Origin of the sequence: Janthinobacterium sp. P210006, from assembly GCF_036231885.1 — a bacterium.
Classification (GTDB): Bacteria; Pseudomonadota; Gammaproteobacteria; order Burkholderiales; family Burkholderiaceae_D; genus Janthinobacterium; species Janthinobacterium violaceinigrum.
Genome location: NZ_JAZARD010000007.1, coordinates 26,852 through 45,400, shown reverse-complemented (window position 1 = coordinate 45,400; position 18,549 = coordinate 26,852). Strand labels below are relative to the sequence as shown.

Sequence of the window (18,549 nt, the reverse complement as noted above, 5' to 3'; positions counted from 1 at the left end):
CAGGCACAGCGAGCATCGCAGGCCGCAAATCACAACGCGCAGCAGGTTTGGTCGGGTGTTCACGGCCGGCGGCCCTTGATCGATACACGTGCCGGGAAACGCAATGACGCCGGTGGCCGCTCATCGGCGCGGAAGTCGCGCACCATGGCCAGCACCTGCTCATCCGTCTGCGCATTGCCCGTGCCTTGCACCAGCTGCACCTTCGTCGTCTTGCCTTCCGTATCGAGCCACAGGTCGACGCGGATGTCGGCAAAGGCCAGCTGGCGCGTGCGCGGGTCGCGGGCAATGGCCATCTGCAGCGCATTGGCGACATAGCGGCCATACGATCCCGCGCCCAGGCCGCCGCCACCGCCGCCGCCCGTCATGCCGCCGCCGCGCCCGGCCTGGATGCCGAAGGCGTCGCTGCCGGCCTGTGCCGCGCCGTCGATGGTGACGGGGTCGCCCTTGTCCGGCGACGGGCTTTCCGGCGCGTCATCCATGGGCTTGTCGGCCGGCGTCGGTTCCGGCTCCGACACTTCCGGCACCACCTTGTCCGGCGTCGGTTCCGGCAGTTTTTCCGGTTCCGGCGGCGGCGGGGGCGGGGGCGGCAACATCAGCATCGGCGGAGCCGCCACTTCGCGCTTGGTGGCCGCCGTGTCGGACAGCAGATACCAGACCAGCGCGGCCAGCGCACCGGCCAGCAGGGCGCCGCCGGCCACGCCGCCCCAGCGGCGCCACCATTGCGCCGCGCCCGACGGTTCCGAGGCAGCCATCTTCATCATGTCGTCACGCTTCACCTTGCGCTCCTCATGCCGGCTTGCCGGTCACCAGGCCCACCTGGTTCAGGTCTATGCGGCGCAGCAAGTCCAGCACTTCGACCACTTTCGCGTATTGCACGGCGGCATCGCCGCGCACGATCACGGGGAAGTCGGGCGTCAAGGCCTTTTCCGTGCGCAAGCGCTCTTCCAGCTCGGGCAAGGTGACGGGATAGGCGTCGAGGAAGACCTGGCCCGCGTTGTCGATGGTGATGGCCTTGGTCTTCGGTTTTTCCAGCGCCATGGCCGAGCTGGCCTTGGGCAGGTCGACCTTGATGCCGGGAATGCTGGCATTGCTGGTCAGGATGAAGATCACCAGCACCACCAGCAGCACGTCGACGAAGGGCGTGATATTGATGCCGCCGCTACGCTTGCGGGGGGTAAACTTGGCGGAGGTGGCCATGGTTATGCGCCCCTCACGCCTGTTGCAGCACGGGACGCATCTGGCGTCCGTCGCCCTGCTCTTCAGCCAGGCGCGTGGCAAATTCATCGACGAAGACGGCCATGTCGGCAACGATGGCGTCCGAACGCGACGACAGCCAGTTGTAGCCGAACAGGGCGGGAATCGCCACGCCCAGGCCCGCAGCCGTACACAGCAGCGCTGCCGCCATGCCTGGCGCCACCGAGTTGATGTCCACGGCGCCGGCCATGGCCGCCACGACGAACACCAGCATGATGCCGATCACGGTGCCGAACAGGCCCACGTAGGGCGCGCCTTCGATGGTGGTCGAGAGCCAGATCATGCGCTTGGACATGCGCTCGCTTTCGCGCACCATCACGCCATCCATGGCGGCGCGGATGGCGCCGATCGTCGCGTTCGACACGGCGTTCAGGTCGTAGCCGCGGTCGTGGCGGCGGCGCATCTCGTCGATGGCCACGTCATACAGGCGCCACAGCGAGGAATCCGTCTTCACGGAAGCGCTCAGCTTGCCGTTGCGCGCCAGGTGGTCCAGCGGCGCGCCGGCCGCTTCGTGGAACGACTGCATGAATTGCGCATTGGCGCGCGAGATGGCGCCATAGCTGCGGCCCTTGCCGATCATGATGATCCACGACAAGACCATCATCAGGCCCAGCACGCCGACGACGATCCACGCGTCGAGCGGCATGGCGGCGACGATGAAGCCGAAATGGCTTTTGCCGGCCTGCTGTTCGTCGGCGCCAAACACGGCCAGGCGCGATTCGGAACCTTGCGAGACGGCATCGGCCAGCAGCAGGGCGTCGGGACGGGCCGTGCGCGACAGGCGCAGCTCGTCGATGGCGCCCGTGAAGTTGGCCAGGGTGGCGGCGCCGGTGGCGACCGGCGGCGCATCGGCGCCTACCGAGGCGGCCGTGGCAAACGCCGGCAAGGCGGTGGCCAGCGACACGGCCGGACGGCCGCCCACATACAGGGCCACGTTGGCTTTATCGGCCTTGACGGCCAGGTGCGACCATTGCGCTGCCTGGATCGGTTGGCCGGGCTTGCTGCGCTGGCCATTCACTTGCACGAAGGGTACGCCCTGGTCTATGCCGATCAGCAATTCATTGGCGCCGTCGCGGCGGGCATACAGCACTTGCTGCGCGCCCAGGCTGTCCGGACGCACCCAGGCGGAAAACGTGAACGGCGCGCCGGCAGCCAGCGCCAGCGAAGGCGAGGCGGGCAGCATCAGCGGTGCCGTGCCCAGGCGGGCGCCAGCGCCGATGACGGAGCCGTCCAGCGCGGGTACGGCCGTCTGGGCATGGTTGCCGTAGGCGGTGCTGTCGCGCGAAGGCACGCCGGGTTCCGTGAAGTGGTACACCAGGCTGTAATCGGGATCGAAGGTGCGCTGGCCGTTACCGGAAGCGGGCGCCTTCGGATTGCCGTAGTACATCCACAGCTGCTGCGGCGTGCCGGCCGTCAGGGCCGGGACGTCGACCCAGATCAGGGCGATGCCCAGGAGCGGGTTGAACTGTTCGATCTGGTGGTTCAGCACCGTCTTGTCATCGCCTGCCACGAAGCGCAGGTCGGCGCCGTTGTCGCTGACGCCTTCGAAGTTGAAGTTACCCGAATGCAAGCGCAGCAGCACGGGAATGCGGCCGGGATCGCCGCCGACGGCGCCTGCCTTCGGACCGGCATCGACGGTGACGGGTTTGCGGTAAGCCCAGTCGGGCTGCCACCAGGCATGCGCCAGGCCGGGAACGAGCGTGCCCAGGATCGTGAGCAGAAAAAGAAAACGTTGCATGACAGTGATTCTCCGAAGAAAAGTCTAAAAAAGTGCAGTGCTGGTGAGCTGGCCCGTCAGTAGCTGGCCGACAGGTTGAAATTGATGCGGCGCACGTGTTTGTGCGTGCGCGGGCCATCGCGCAGCGGGTAGGCGAAATCGATGCGGCCATTCAGGTAGCGCAGGAACTGGAAGCTGCTGCCCACGCCCACGGAAGCCAGGCCGAACAGGTCTTTCTGCTCGATCATCGGGTCGCGCAGGCGCAGGCGCGCGCCATCGGCAAAGGCAAACAGGCGCCAGTTTTCCAGGCGGCTGAAATACGTGAGCTGGGGCGTGCGCCATTCGACGGTGCCCGAGACGCCGTAGTCGCCCGTCGCTTCGGCCGACAGATAGCCGCGCACGGAATTGGCGCCGCCGGCGGCCATCTGCTCGCCCGACACCAGCGCCGCGTCGGCCAGCTGGCCCGACATGCGCCCGTGCAGCTGCGCGCCGCTGCCCAGGGTGTAGGTGGCGTTGGCGTCGCCCTTGAGCACGAGGAAGCTGGGCGAAGCCTTGTAGCGCTTGTTGTCATAGGCGGCGCTGTTGCTGCCGTAGCCGAACGAGGCGCGCGTGCCGGCCACCAGCGACAGGCCCAGGCCGTACGTCGCCGCGTCCGTCTGCGCAAAGCCGTTATACGACACGCTCAGGGGCACGTACTTGAGCGGAATATTGCTGCCCGTGCCATTGAGTTTCAAGGCTTCCTGGTTATCCTTGAAGTCGATGCCGGCAGAAAAGCTATGCCACCAGATGCCGCTGTTGGGCACCGTGTAGTTGACTTTCATGCCCAGCGCGTGACCCTTGCCCAGCACGCTGGTGCCGCCCGTGCTGGCCACGTTGCTGTTCGACTGGTAGCCCGTCGCTTCCACGCTCCAGCCCTGCGTGCCGATGGGCGCCACGTACGAGGCGGACCACACCTTGGTCTGGTTCAGGTCGCCCGGCGTGCCGAAAAAGCTGATGGTGGCGCTGTGTCCCAGCTGCCACAGGTTGTCGTGGCCGACCGACATGCTGGTGCGCAGCTTCTTCGTGTCGGCGCTGTAGTCGTTGTTCAGGCCCACGCTGGCGCGCCACGGGCTGCTGTCCTCGACTTTCAAGTCCACGTCCATGGTGCCGGGCAGGCTGCCCTGCTTGACCAGCGGCATCACCTGGCGCTTGGGTCCCCGGTTCAGGGCCGTCAGTTCCGCTTGCGCCTGCGTAAAGTCCGGCACCTTGCCTTCCGTCAAGGCCGGCACTTGCTGGCGCACGTCGAGCGGCGAGTTGTATTGCGCACCGACCACGCGCAAGCGTCCCACCTTCGTTTCGCTCACCTGCAGCACCACCACGCCCTGCTCCACCTGCTGCTCGGGCAAGTCCACGTAGACGGACTGGTAGCCGCGCGCCTGATAGGCGGCGACCAGGGCGTCGCGCGCCCCTTCCACGTCCTTCAGGGTGCGGCCCGGTCCCAGGAAGGGCGTGACCGCCTCTTCGATGGCACGCGCATCGAGCACGGTATTGCCGCGCACCAAATATTCCTCGATCGTCACCTGGCGCTCCGGCACGGCCGGCGCGGCTGCAGCTGTTTCCTGAGCGTATGTCATGCCGGGCAGCGCCAGCATGGCCAGGCACAGCATCGTCAAGGCCGTCACAGGCGCCGCTGGCGCTGCACCGTTGCCCTGTTTTTTCATCTCACGCATCTTCCATTCACCTTAAAATCAAACGGTTGCCCTGTATTGCGGCGCTGGGCCGGCGTTGTGTACTGCGCATGTCGTCCATCGAAGCTTGTCTACTGATGCCTAGACAGTCGCCGCGCGCGGCGACTGCCGAATGTCATCAAATGTTCATAAAACTCCGCTCAAGGCTGCAAACCGCGCCGCTCGTTCGGCGTGAGCGCCTGCAACTGCGGCGCCGTCAACGGCCCCGCACCGAGCACCTGCACCACGCCGGCCGGCTGGTAGCTGGACGCCTGCGGTTCGCCGCCCGTGTGCTTGCCCACACCGGCTTCGTCCGCCTGCTCATTGCCAAAACCCAGCACCTTCACCGTAAACAGCGACGGCTGCGCCTGGCGCGTGGCGGCCCGTTCGCGCTGCAGCACATCCTGTGCCGCCGTCACGGCTTGCGAGGCGGCCGCGCTGGCATTGCTGAGCGCCCCCACGTTCACCGAGGCGATCACGGGCATGCCCGTCGACTTGCCCTGCACCTGGATGTTTTCCGCATTCACCACCTGCAAGGCCGCCAGGTTGACGTTGCCCGAGACGCGGATGCCCGCCTCGCCCGCGTCGATGCTGCCCAGCGGGGCGATCAGGTCGATGTCGCCGGGCGGCACCTCCGGGATCGGGTTCAGGGTGGCGATGCCGGCGCCCGTGCTCGGCGTGCTCGGCGACAGGCTGACGAGGCCGATGCTGTCATAGTTACGGCGCTGCGGCGTGTAGACGACGGTGGACTTGGTGCCGCGGCCCGCATTGATGTCGCCCGTGGCCGACCAGGCCAGGATGTTGCCGCCGAAAGTGGTGAAGATGCGGCTCTGGCCCAGCAGGATGCTGTCTTTCGCATACATCTGGATCTCGCCCGCCCCCTGCGTCAGCACGCCCGAGCCTTCGCCCGGCGCATAGCCGCCGTCGACGCCGATCAGCGCGCGGCCGCCCGGCACCGCGATGCCGATATCGCCGCCGAAATCCGTGTGGATGCCGGCATCGTTGACGATCACGTGCGGCACGTTGACGACCGGACGCCCCGCCTCGGCCCACTCCTGCGGGCTCAAGTAGCGCACGCCCTCGACGGGCCGCTTGGTATAGATGCCTGCGTAGTCGTTGACCGTGTACAGCGCGCTGCTGAACATCGTCAGGTCGCCCTTGTACTCGATCTTCTTGCCCGCCTTGTCCTGGGAGGGGAACAGGGTGGCGATGGCTTCGCGGCCGCGCAGGTAGCTGCCGCGGCGCATGCCGTCCGGATCGTTGTATTCGCGCCCGGCCGCCTTCAGTTCGGCAAAGTAGACATTGCTCAGGTACACCTGCTGCTGTTCCTTCGGCAAGGCGGCAAAGAAGCTGCGCGCATCGGTTGCCGGGTCGTAGCGGATGCCCAGGCCGCTGTCGCCGCCGAAGCGCGTCGTCAGCCAGTTCACCAGGTGCAACTGGCTGACCAGCGCGTATTCGCGCGCCAGGTCGCGCCGCACGCCGCCCGTTTGCGCGCCGGCCTTTTCCAGTTCCGCCTGTTTCGTGCCGAGGAAGGCGGAAGCGCCCGCCTCGTCGCCGCCGTAGCCGAACTGGCCGCGCAGCCAGTCGGCCAGGGTCAGCTTGCCGCCGTAGACGTACACGGCACTGCCGGCCTGGTCGGCCAGCGGGCGGCCCGGGTCGGCCAGCTTGGCCGGGTCCAGGTAACGCGCCGCGAAGGCCGCATAGTCGGGGCCATTGCGGCCCACGCCGGCGGCCACGCTGATGCCGGCGCCGTTGCCGCGCTCGCCGGAACCGGTGCCGACGATGGAACCGAGGCTGCGCAATTCCGCCTTGTCGGCCATGTACAGGTCGCGCCCGGCGCTCACGCTCAGCTGGCCGGGACCCGCCACATAGAAGGTGCTGTAGCGGATATCGCGCCCGGCGCTGACGACGGAGACGTCAGCGGCACGGCGGTGCACGAACAGATTGCCGCGCGCCGACGAGCTGCCGGTGACGACCGGCTTGTCCGGATAGTCCGGCCGGCCGACAAAGCCCTGGCTGGTCCATCCGGCCGCGCCGTCCGGCACGTCTTCGATGCTGCCGAGCGGCGTACCCGAATTGACGATGTCGCGCCCGGCGCGCACGGCCACGGCGCCGCCGCCCTCGTACCACACGCCCAGCGGACCCACGTCTCCCCTCAGCGTGGCCCGGTACACGATGCCGCCCGTGCGCAGGCCGACGATGTCGCCACTGTTGGCATAGAAATGCGCAGGCAGCTGGCCCACGGGCACATAGTCCGACACCGTCGGTGCCGTCATGCTGAACAGCGGATAGGTCTGCGCCTCCACGCCGGCGCCATTGGCATTCCCCGCAAACGACTTCAGCGGCGAAGGCGCCAGCGCATTCGTGCTGACGTTATGCAAGGGCAGCAGGCCGAACCAGACCTTGTCCAGCGCCCCGACGAAGCCCGGATTGAACGGGTTCGGCAAGAGGCGCGGATCGGCGCCCGATGGCGTGATGGGATAGCCGGCCGCATGGATGGAATCGGCGGCCAGCATTTCCAGCTGGCCCGTGCCCGTCTTGACGAATTGCGGCGCCACCGGCGACGGCGCCAGGATCACGCCGTTTTGCGGCATGTCGACCTTGCCGCCCTCGCCCAACCTGCCCAGGCTGGCATTGCCGTAGTACAAGCTGCCGCTGGCAGCCACGGCGCGCAGCACGGACGGCATGACAAAACGTCCGTCCGAGGGCGCATGGTTGTTGCCCGTCAGCGTATTGATCCAGGCGGACGTCGGCGTCAGGTTGCCGCCGGCGCTGAACAGGTCGATGGCCGTGGCCGGCGTCCACAGCGAGAACCAGCTCCAGCCCTCGCCGGCGCGCTCGACGCCCTGGTAGTTGAACGGCGAACCGTTGCCCAGCTGCTTGACGCGGCCCGCATCGGCCGTGCCACCCAGCACCAGGTCGCCGCGCGCATCGATGCGCACGCCGCTGTCGCCCGGCACCAGGATCGGCCCGCCGCTGGCAATCGCCGTGCCCGCCGTATAGGTTTCATACGGCCGCGATTCCTTCGGATCGGCGCGGTCGAAACGCAGCTCGACGCCGCCCACGGCGCCCGCCTCCATGCGCAGCGCGCCGCGCAGGTTCGTGAAGGTGCTGTTGAGCGTGAGAGACTGGCGCTCGTAGCGCGTATCGACATTCTGGGCATCGCTGTTGCGGTCGAAACTGCGCACCTCGGCAACAGGGTTGAGCCCGCCGCCGATGCGGATGTCGAGGTCGCCGCCGCCCGTCAGCAGCAGCTTGCCGTCCGGCGTCACCCTGCCCGTGCTGCCCACGGCCACGTTCAGGCCCTGGCTGCGCGGTGCGTACTCGCCGCCCGGATCGGTGCGCGAGGTCAGCATGCCGGCATCGCCGCCCGCCTGCAGCAGCACATTGCCGCCCCCCAGGGTGCCGATGCCCGTAAAGCCCGACACGGCCGGCTGGCCGGCAAACAGCTCGCTGCCGTCGGGACGCGCGACATAGGTGCCGAAATTGATCCACCATGCCGTCGGCACGCCCGCGCCCGTGCTGCCGCTGCCCTGGCGCCACAGCCAGGTACCGATGTCGCTGGTATCCTGCTGCCGGCTCAGGGCGCCGATGGCGTCCTCGCGGCGCTGCGTGGCGGTGCCCACGGTATCGCCCTTGACGTCGCCCTGGGCGCGCAGCAGCAGGTTGCCGCCGTGCTCCGGATACCAGGCGCGGTACAGGCTCTCGCTGCCCCCATCGACGAAGCGCGTCAGCTGGTTGTCCAGGGCGCCGAGCAACTGGCCCTTGGCACTGACGCCGCGGGGCAGGTTGAACAGATCCTTGCCATCGACCAGCGGCGAAGCCGACTGCGTGCCCGCCGTGTAGACGCCGTACAGCGAACGCATGTCGAAATCGCCGGCGGCCAGCAGGTCGAGGTCGCCCGTGCCCGTACGCAGCACGCTGAACAGGGGCTGGCGCGCCGGCGCAATCACGTCCACGTATTCGGGCGGTGTGCCATCGGCAACCTTGACCACGATTGCGCCATATTCATTGAAGCCAAGCAGCACTTCTTCGCTGCCAAAGTCATCCAGGTTGATCGGCGTGCCCGGTTCCTGGCCAAACAGGCCGGCATCGTCGCCCCAGATGTATTGTCCGGGCAAGCCGGTGCCTGGAACCAATTCGCGGGCAGGGACCATGCCGTAATGCGTATCGGCCAGCATCAGGTGGGCGTCCTTCGCATGCGGCCGCAGCGCACGCGTGTCGGCCGCGGCCGTATCGGCGCCGCCCACCAGGCGCAGCGACCACGCTTGCGAACCCTGGGCCAGCATGGGCGCCAGCGCCAGGTTGCGGCCCTGGCTGCCGCTGCCATCCTCGCTGCGCAGCGCCACCATGGTCGCGTCGCCAGGCAGCTTGACCACGGTGCCGGCGGGCAGCACGCTGCCCTTGTCCAGCGCCAGCGCGGTGGCCAGCACCACGCCGTTGACGGGATTCCATCCATCGCCCACGTCCCACGGCTTGCCTTCCGGGAAGGGCAAGGCCACATTCGCGGGCCACACCATGGCCGCCACCCTGGCCGCGCCAGGCAGGCGCAGGCCGGGATCGAGCTGCATGCCGCTCGATAAGGTCAGCGCCTTCTGCAAGACCGTGCCGGCCGCGTACAGCACGCTGCCATCGGCGTTGCGCACGGCGCCGCCCAGCACGCTACCGGCCGGCAAGTTCAACTCCGCCGTCAAGGTGGCGCGCACCGCCAGCAAGGTGCCGCCGCGCAATTGCATCGGCTTCATCGGCACGGCGAAATTGAGGCTCGTGCCCGATTTGAAATACGTGTCTTCGGCCAGGGTCACCAGGCCCCCTTGCGGCACGACGACATCGCCGCCCCACGGCAAACGGCCCTTCACCAGTTGCCAGCCCTGGTCGTCCGACGTGACGGGCAAGGTGCGCGTATCGAAACCATCCGTGATGCTGCCAAAGACGCTGAGCTTGCCACCGGCGCGCACGACCAGCGCGCCCGCCTCGCCCGAGCCGTACACGCCGCTCAGGCGCGCCAGCGGATTGACGCCGTCGTAGCGGTGGCCGGACAGGTCGATGTCGCCATCGATATGCAGGTCGCCGCCCGGCGTGGCGCTGACGATTTCGACGCCGGGTCGCAGGTGGAAGGCGTTCGCATCGCCGCGCAAGCCGCGCAGTTTGTTGTTCATCAAGTTGCCGTTCGCCAGCGCATTGACCATGAAGGCCTGGCTGTCTGCATGCTTCCCGTCCAGGTAAGCCTGGGTAATGCTCTGGTAGCTGCGGCCGTCCGCATCCTTGCCGGTACCCGCCGGGGCATCCTTGTATTGCCAGAAGGCGTTGACGTTGATGTTGCGCGCGCCCGCGATGTTCAAGGCGCCGGCCGCATCGATATCGATATCGTCGCCCGTGGCGCCGCCCAGGCGGCGCGCATTCAAGTCGATGCTGCCGTAATTGCCGCCCTTGTCTCCGCTGCGCAGGTCGAGCCGCGCGCCGTTTTCCAGGGTCAGGCGTCCGCCAGGCGACGCCAGTTCGATCACGGCGCGGTTCGGCGCCTCGATCACTTGCCCGTAGCTGTCCGTGCGCAGCACCGTGCCATGCGCGTCGAGTACGGCGCCGGACTTGATGGTGACGCCGTCGCGGCCGGCCAGGCGGATGCTGCCCACCTGTTCGCCGCTGGCGTCGATGCGGCCGTTCACCGTCAGCGCGCCGCCATCGACGGACACGCTCACTTCGCGCGCCTTGACCTCGTCGCCGATGGCCAGGTCGCCCTGCTTGAGCTGGAAGCTGCGGCTGCCGAACACCTTGCCCGTGTTCAGGCGCTGGTTCAGGCCGGCGAAGTCGCCGATCCGCTGGGCGCGGATTTCCGCGCCGCCGGCCGCATAGGCTACCTGGGTACCGCCCGCGTCATAGCTGCCGCTGGCGCCGCCCAGCAGGGTGCCGCGCAAGTCGGCCGTGCCGGCCGCGTCGCCCGTGGCGATCACGCTCAGCTTGCCGGCGCGGTTGTTCACGGCCGACACGTCGATCACGGAAGCGGCCGCCTGGCGCACATCGCCCTCGCGGCTGTCGAGGATCACGTCGCCGCCCCAGCTGTACTTGCTGGTGTCGTAGAAATCGATCTTGCGTCCCGCCAGGTCCAGCTTGGCCTTGTCGCCCAGCAGCACATCGCGCTCGGCCGACAGCGTCAATTTTCCGCTTGGCAAGACCACCGACGTATCCACGCTGACATTGTTGCCGCTCAGCGCCACTTCGGCGCCCAGGGCGCCGGCCAGCGCCGCATTCGTCGGCGTGGCGGCGGCCGCACCTGCCGGCGCGCTCACCGTCAGGTTGCCGCCCGCCGTGATGCGGTTGACGGAACCGGCCGCGCCCGTCAGCAGGGGCGTGTTGATCACGACGTCGCCACCGCTGTAGCGGTAGCCATTGATGGCCGTATCCCACGCGCCCTGCGACTGGTAGACGGACAGGCTGCCCTTGTTATTGGCCGTCAGCTGTTCGCTCGCATTCAGCGCCACCTGGCCGAAGCCCAGTATCAGGCGGTCCAGATTGTGGATGGTGTCGGGACGGCTGTCCGGCGTAAAGCCGAACTCGATGCGCTTGGCATCGACCTGCAGGCGGCCGCTGCCGGTGCCGGGGCCATCGGCAACCACGGCGCCGGGCGCGTTCGTCGCGCCTTGCCACACCAGGGTGTCCGTGTGGATGCGCGCCAGCGCGTCCGCGCCGCCATAGCCATAGATGGCGGGCGTATTGAGCACCAGGCGCGACAGCGACGACTTGCCCGTGGCCGCATCGATGGTCGACAGCTGCGTCGAGTCATAGAAATTGAAGGAATTGCGCGCCGTCAAGCCCAGGCTTTCCAGTGCCGGTGCGCCCGTGCTGGTATCGCCGCGCAGCAGGCGGTCAAGCACGCCCTGGTTCAGCGCCAGGCCATCCGGCAAGGCACCGCGGGCGCTGGCGTCCGCCAGCGAGGCTTCGCTGCCGATATTGATCGAGCCCATCGCCAGCACCAGGTTGCGCGTGCCGTAGCGCACGTTGTCGCGCAGGGTAAACGCGCGCTCCGTCACGGCCGCGATGGTGCCTTCCGAATACAACGCGGTGCTGCCGCCGCAAACGCCATTGACCTTGGCGCAGGCGCCGATGTCGATGATGCCGGGGCCATACGATTCGGACGGCGTGCGCGCGGCCGGCAGCATGTCCAGCCAGCCGTTCGAGACGGCCAGCACGCTGCCCATCGGCTGGTACACATAGCCGTCGCGCGAGTCCCAGGCCGCCTTGCCGCGGCCCAGCGTATTGATGCCGGAACCCTGCTCGAGGATGATGCCGTCGTTTTTTTTCGTCGTCACGAGGAACACTTCGGCCGCCTTCAGCACGGCGCCGTCGCGCAGCACGATGCCGCCTGCCGATTCGTTGATGGCGGCGATGTTGGCGCGCTGGTTGCTGCCCGTGGCGAAATCGCTGTAGGTGACGCGCGGCAAGCCGCCGATGCCCACGCGCTGGGCGCCGAAGGCATTGATTTGCGAGGCGTGCACGGACACGCCATCGAAGTCCGCCAGCGGCGCCGTGCCGTCGGCCAGCACTTCGTAGCGGGTCGACGCATGCGTCCCCGTCCCCAGCAGCAGGGAACCGCCAAAGCCGCCCTCGGCCGGCGCGTACAGGGCGCTGCCATCCATCATCAATGGCGTCTGGTTATTCTCGACACTGCGCAGGGACGGGGCGATCAGCTGCAGCCGCACGGCCTTGGCGTCGCGTTCGAGCATGGCGCGCGGCACGCCGTCGCGCGTGGCTTGCGCCATGGCAAAAGCGGCATAGCCCGTTTCATTGTATTGCGAATAGCTGCGCAGCACGTCGGCCGGCGTCAGGATGGCCTGGCCGGGCACGGCGTCGCGGATGGCCGTGCCGGCGATGCCCGTCTGCGCCGCCGTGGCGTACGAGCCATTGCGCATGGCCACCGTGCCGCCCGCCTCGACGGCGCCGGCCAGGCCATTCAATTCCACACGAAAAGCGCCCGGCAGCAAGGCGAAATTCGATGGCAGCAAGGTGTAGGTGCCGGCCGCCAGGCCGGGCACGCCCGCGCCGATGGTGATCTGGCGTCCCACGGCAGGCTTGCCCGCGCCCTGCTCGGCCATCAGTGGCGCCACGTCCGGCTGGACGCCGGGGATGATGGCGTACACGGGGTTGGTATTCAGGCCAGGCAAGGTGAAGCCGCCATTCGGCTTCATCTGTACCAGCGGATTGAGGCGCGCATCGGTGGAGCCGCCCCGTCCTGCCAGGAAGGCGGCGCCCGTCAAGGTGCCGCCGCCCGACAGGTCGAGCACGGCGCCGGCCTGCACGTCGACGGCAGCGCCCGTCAAAGCGATCTCGGGGCCGTTGCCCACGCCCTTGAACACGACGTCGTTGCCGTCATACAGGTAGCTGAGGCCATCGAGCGTGCCGCCGTACGGCATCGTCAAGCCCTTCGCGCTGACGGAGGTCAGGCTGCCCGGCAACAGGTTGACATGGTCCGTATAGGCTTCATAACCTTCGGCGCCCAGGGTGATCTGGCCCAGCGGCGCGCGCAGCACGCCGCGCTGGTTGATCGTGGGCGCAACCAGGTTCAGGCTGCCAAAGACGGAAAACGGCTGGTTCGGCGTGGCGCTACCGGCGCTGCGCTCGATATTGAGCGTGCGCAAGGGATCGAGCGTGACGCGCACGATGCCGTATTCGTCGACCCGGCTGCTCTGGCCCACGGTGACCATGCCGCTGTCGCCCGTGGCCGGGTAGATTTGCGCGGCCACCAGGGTGGCATTGCCCGGCTGGTACAGGGCGGCGTTGTTCGACATGCGCAAGTCGCCGCGGCTGTTGAGGGTCAGCTGTTCGAAGGCATCGCGTTCCACAGCCAGCGGCTTGCCGCTGCTTTGCACGATCTCGCCCCGCGTGCCCATGTTGACTTCGCCCGCGAGATCGAGCATGCCCGCATCGATCTGCAGCAGGGAGCCGTCGGCCACCAGCGGCACGCCCAGCATGCCGCGCCCCTTGCCCGAGTTTTTCGACCCTTTCACGGCATTGGGCACGATGAAATTGTCCTTCTGCGCGCGTGCGGCCGTTCCCAGGCGCACATACGGCGCCGCCAGGTGTACCTGGCTGGCCAGGCTTGGCCGCTTTTCCTGGCCGTCCTTTTCCTGGCTGTCCATACCCGGCTGTTGCGGCGGCTGCGCCAGGCCCAGCGACGTGGCGCTCAGGCGCAGGCTCTGGCCCAGCGCCAGGTTGACGTCGCCATCCACGCTGAGCATGCCGTTCACGTGCATGGCCAGGTTATCGAAGCCGCCGGCCTGCACGCGGTCGGCACCCAGGCGCGCACTGCCGTAGCGCAAGGCTTCATCCTGCTGGCCGGCGCGCAAATCGGCCGGCAAGGCGCTGTCGCCCTGTACCTGGGCCAGCACGAATTCGCGCGGCACCCGCACCACATTGTCGACGCCGGCGCCTTCCAGCGTCTGGCGGTCCACCTGGCCATAGTTGGGCGTGTCCAGCGCCAGCGCCAGGGTGCCGCCGGCCGCCCCCGCGCCACCGGCCGCCGCGCGCATGGTGCCATCGGCAAAGATGCCGTTGTAGGAACTGAGCGAAATCAAGCCGCCGCTGCCGGCCACGTTGACGGCGCCCTGGTTCGGCAAGTCCAGCGTGGCTGCCGCGCCGCTGGCGTCGAGCAGTGCGCCCGGGCGCACGACGACAAAGGCATCGGCCGCATCGACGCTGGCGGCATCAGCCTTGTAGCGGGCGCCGATTTCGATGCTGCCCCCCTTGTCGGCGCGGCCATAGCGGCCGCCGCGCATGTCGGTGGCGACAGTGGCGCGGCCGGCGACGTCGAGCACGGCGTGTTCGCCGATCCAGATCGACGTGGCTTGTCCCTTGCCATTCGGCACATCCACATCGTTGCCCGTGCCAAACGTGCCCGGCAGCACGGCGATCTTGCCGCCCCAGGCCTCGAGGCGGCCATCGATGCTGACCTGGCCATTGCCAGTCAAGCTGATCTGGCGGCCCGGATCGACCGTCACGACGGAGCCCTCGGCCACCGCCAGGCCGCCCTTCACGTACGGGCTGCCCGCCGTCAGCGTCAGGTCGGCGCCGGCGCGCTGCGTCAGGCGGCCCTTGCGCGCATCTTCCTGGTACAGCGGCGGCGTCCACACTTCCAACGCGGCGCCTGGATCCGTGCCGCCGGCCACCGTGTGGCCGGTGGCGGGTTTGAAGCGCAGCACGGGCATCCGCACATCGATCTGCGCATTCTTGGCCACCACGACGCCGTCGCGGCCCGTGACGGCGTAGTCGGCAAAGCCGCTCTGGAACAGGCTGGCGTCCAGCGCCAGCATGGGCTGCACGGCAACGTCGCGCCCCAGCGCGACACCGGTCGGCAGCAGCTGGCCTCGGGGAGCGGCCAGCGCTTCGGCAGCGATGCTGCCGGCCGCATACCGCGTCGTCATCGGCTGGATGGGCAAGCCGTTCGGAAAGGCCGCCGCCGAGACCACGAAGCCCGCATTCAAGCCGTTAATCGACGTCAACACACTGCCGGCGGGAACGATGGCGCCGCTGCCCAGATAGATCGCACCGTTGACGACGACCTGCGCGCCCTGCGGCACCACCATGCTGGCCCCCAGGACCAGCGGTTTCTGCGCCGACACATCCACCGTCACGGCTTGGCTCAGGGTCTGGCCCGGCTTGATCAGGCTGGTGCTGAGCGCGAAATCGAAGGGGATCTTCTCGCCCTTGGCAATCAGGAATTCATCGACGAGGCGCAGGCCCACTGGGGCGCTGCTTCCTGCTGGCAACACGTCGCCGTCGAGCAGCTTGCCGCCGATGCTGACGGCCGTGCCGCTATCGATCGTCAGGCGGCCGCCGCCCTTCACGCCATGGCCGCGCAGCTCGCCGTCGAGCTTGAGCAAGGCGCCCGTCGGCGCCTTTTCGCGCGGCAAGTCGACGGCCAGGGTGATGTCGCCGCCGCGGCCGCCCTGCAGGCTGCCATTGCTCATCAGCGCGGCGCCGGACGAGACGTCGATGACGCTGCCGCCGGCCAGCTCGATGCCGCCGGAGCTCTTCAGGCTGACCTTGCCGCCATTGATATACGGCAAACCGGCGCCGGCGCCCGGGTCCAGCTCCAGGTTGCTCCACAGGCCGCGCGTATCGAGGCGCACGCCGGGCGCCACGCGCACGCCGGCCGCTCCCGCGGGACGCGCTTCCGGCGACACGGGCAGGTCCGCCCACACGGCGCCCGCGGAGGCAAGGTAGCGCGAGATCATGTTGCCGGCGGCAATGCTGCCGCTGCGCGCACTTACGTTCGCCTTGATCCCCACGTCGCTGGCGTGCAGGGCGATGTCGCCGCCATCGGCCACGCGCACGTCGGCATTGACGTCGAGCTTGTCGTAGGCGTAAATGTTCAGTGCGCCCAATTCCAGGCCGTTGAGCCAGTCCGCATCGAGCTGCAAGGTGTTGCTGCGCGCGGCGGGCAAGGCCGCATTGAGCAGCTGGCCATCGGCGATGGCTGCCACCTTGCCGATCTCGACCTTTTCCAGCACGGCTTGCGGGCTGTCGCGCAACTGACCCGACTTCGGATCGAAGACGGGCGTCATTTTGCCGACGATCAATTGACCAGCGCGCGCCGCCGACGTCTGCGCCTGCTTGTAGCTGTCCACGCCGTCGTCGCGCTTGCGCTGCTGGCGTTCGCCCTGGAACACGGATGTGTCGATGTCGCCTTCCAGCACGGCCGCGCCCGTGGAAACGATCAGGCGGCCCGCATCGCGGCCCACCGTGTAGCCGTTTTCCAGGCGCTCGCGGGGACCGATCAAGGCATTGGCAAAGGTTTCCGTCGTGTTCGCGCCCCAGCGCGCATGCGTGCTCTCATAGCCGCGGTACAGGCCCGTGTACAGGTTGTCGCCAGGAGCCGTGCTGAGCTTGTACATCGCGCCATCGGCGCCCTTCAGCCACGTCTGCTTGACCATGCCCGTCTGCACGTCCAGCGAACCGCCGGCGATGTTGATGCGCGAACCGGCCTGCGTCACCACTTCGCCGCCGCCAAAGCCGACGGTGCCGCCCTGGGCCGCCCATTCGCCGACGCCATGGCCGCTGGTATTGAGGTAGCCGCTCACTTCCAGCAAGCCGCCCGCCGTGTACCAGCGGTCCGTGGCGTAGCCGTTGGTGCCGGCCGGCACCAGCACCAGGTCGCGGCGGTCGACCCACACATCGCTGTTGTTCAGGTACTTGGCGTCGCGGCTGCCCGGCGCGTCGCGCTGCTCGTTGCCCTGCACGTTGATCAGCACATTGTTGCTGCTCATGTCGACCTTCACGCCGACGGCGCCGGAGACGTCGATGGCGGCGCCGCGCGCCACGTGGCTGCGGCGGGCTGCATCGGCCAGCACCTGGCCGCCCGTGGCCAGGGTCAGCGAATCGCTCTCGAACTCGATGTTACCGGCGGACACGATGCGCACCAGCGACTGGTCGCGCCGGTCCTGCGGCGTGTCCGTGCCCTTGCCCGTGTCTTTCAGCAAGGTATCGCGCTGCACGTCCAGCGCCGTGGCGCCATTGTCATCGATGAGGATGGCGCTGACGCTGCCGCGCGCCAGGGTGACGCCGGCGTTCTCGTCCGCCGCCGTCAGGTGGATCGTGCCGCGGCCATTGACGGTCGTGCTCGACAACAGCACGCCATCCTGGCGCACGCTATTGCCGCTGAGCGTGATGTCGCCCGTTGCCGCCTGGATCAGGCCGCTGTTGACGACGCTGCCGGCGCTGCTGCCGGCCACGCGCAGCATCCCGACTTCATTGCCGCGCGTGCTCGAATATTGGTTCTTGTCCGTGCCCATGCCCTGGCGCACGACGATGGCGTCGCCGGCCGCCAGGGTCGTCTGGCCGTTCGGCGTGGTGATGGCGCCCGCATTCTCGACACTGCGGCCGGCCAGCAGCACGTAGCCGCCGCCCTCGGTGACCGTCTGCGGCTTGCGCGTGTCGATGCGCGCGCCGGCGGCGACGACGACGTCCGCCTCGGCCGCCCCATGCGTGTAGGTGTTCTGGCCCAGCAGCAAGTCATTCGCAAAGGTCGGCACGGCGCCCGTGCCCTGCGCCTTGCCGTACAGGCCGCTCTTGAACTGGCTGTCGCTCATGCCCATGGCGGCGGCGGCCAGATTGCGCGTGTCGACCTGGCTGCTGCCCGTAAACACGATGCCGTTGCGGTTGACGATCATCACCGTGCCGTCGGCCTTGATCTGGCCCTGGATCTGGCTGGGGCGCGCCAGCGGATCATTTACGCGGTTCAACACGGCCCAGTTCGATTTCTGGTCGAATTGCAAGGTGGTGTTCTTGCCGACGTTAAAGCTTTCCCAGTTCAGGATCGCCTTGTCATCCGTCTGCACGACCTTCACGACAGTCTTGCCATCGGCCTGGGTCTGCACGGGCGCCTGGGCATTGAGCCAGCCCGCCGTCAGGCTGTTGCTGTCGACCTGCAAGCCGCCCTTGACCAGGCCCTCCGGTGCACCGCCGGCGGCCAGCGCCGCCTGGCGCGCGGCCGCCTGCACGGCCTGCTCGGCGGCGATGCCGCGCGCGGCCAGCAACAGGTTGTTCAGCGATTGCTGCAGCTTGCCTTCGGCCTTTTGCTGCTGCAACAAGGGATTGTTCAGCGATGTGGCTGGCTGGCCATTCGGCAAGCGCCCCGTGGCGGCAGCCGTGCCCTGCTGCGCGCCCTTGCCCGCGAACCAGGCGCCGCTGAACGGCTGCTGCGCCTGCGCGCCGCCCGCCTGCAGCAGCACGGCGATGGCCAGCGCCAGCGGTTTCAGGCGCACCGGGCGCCCGGTCCGGTTGCCCGCCATGGCGGAGGAGGATGCGTGTTTCGTGACCGACTTGCTTCGCTGCATGGCGACATTCCCTTTTCATGTTCCGTTGCTGACCGATATCGCG

General features: G+C 68.3%; 5 protein-coding genes. All 5 read right to left on the bottom strand.

Annotated elements, in window-relative coordinates; translation table 11 throughout:
• Positions 1-59: 59 nt before the first annotated feature.
• Positions 60-776, bottom strand: a complete 717-nt coding sequence (locus VPH41_RS26865) for an energy transducer TonB family protein (protein ID WP_226941208.1) — start codon at positions 774-776, stop codon at positions 60-62.
• A gap of 10 nt (positions 777-786) precedes the next feature.
• Positions 787-1,197 (bottom strand): ExbD/TolR family protein, encoded by a 411-nt coding sequence (locus tag VPH41_RS26860; RefSeq protein WP_034753784.1) that lies wholly within the window; start codon positions 1,195-1,197, stop codon positions 787-789.
• A 13-nt stretch (positions 1,198-1,210) separates the two neighbouring features.
• Positions 1,211-2,992 (bottom strand): DUF2341 domain-containing protein, encoded by a 1,782-nt coding sequence (locus VPH41_RS26855; RefSeq protein ID WP_328572089.1) that lies wholly within the window; start codon positions 2,990-2,992, stop codon positions 1,211-1,213.
• Positions 2,993-3,048: 56 nt separating this feature from the next.
• A complete protein-coding gene (locus tag VPH41_RS26850) occupies positions 3,049-4,680 on the bottom strand; it encodes a ShlB/FhaC/HecB family hemolysin secretion/activation protein (RefSeq protein ID WP_328572088.1) in 1,632 nt (543 codons plus the stop codon).
• A gap of 158 nt (positions 4,681-4,838) precedes the next feature.
• Positions 4,839-18,506, bottom strand: a complete 13,668-nt coding sequence (locus tag VPH41_RS26845; RefSeq protein WP_328572087.1) for a filamentous haemagglutinin family protein — start codon at positions 18,504-18,506, stop codon at positions 4,839-4,841.
• Positions 18,507-18,549 lie beyond the last annotated feature (43 nt).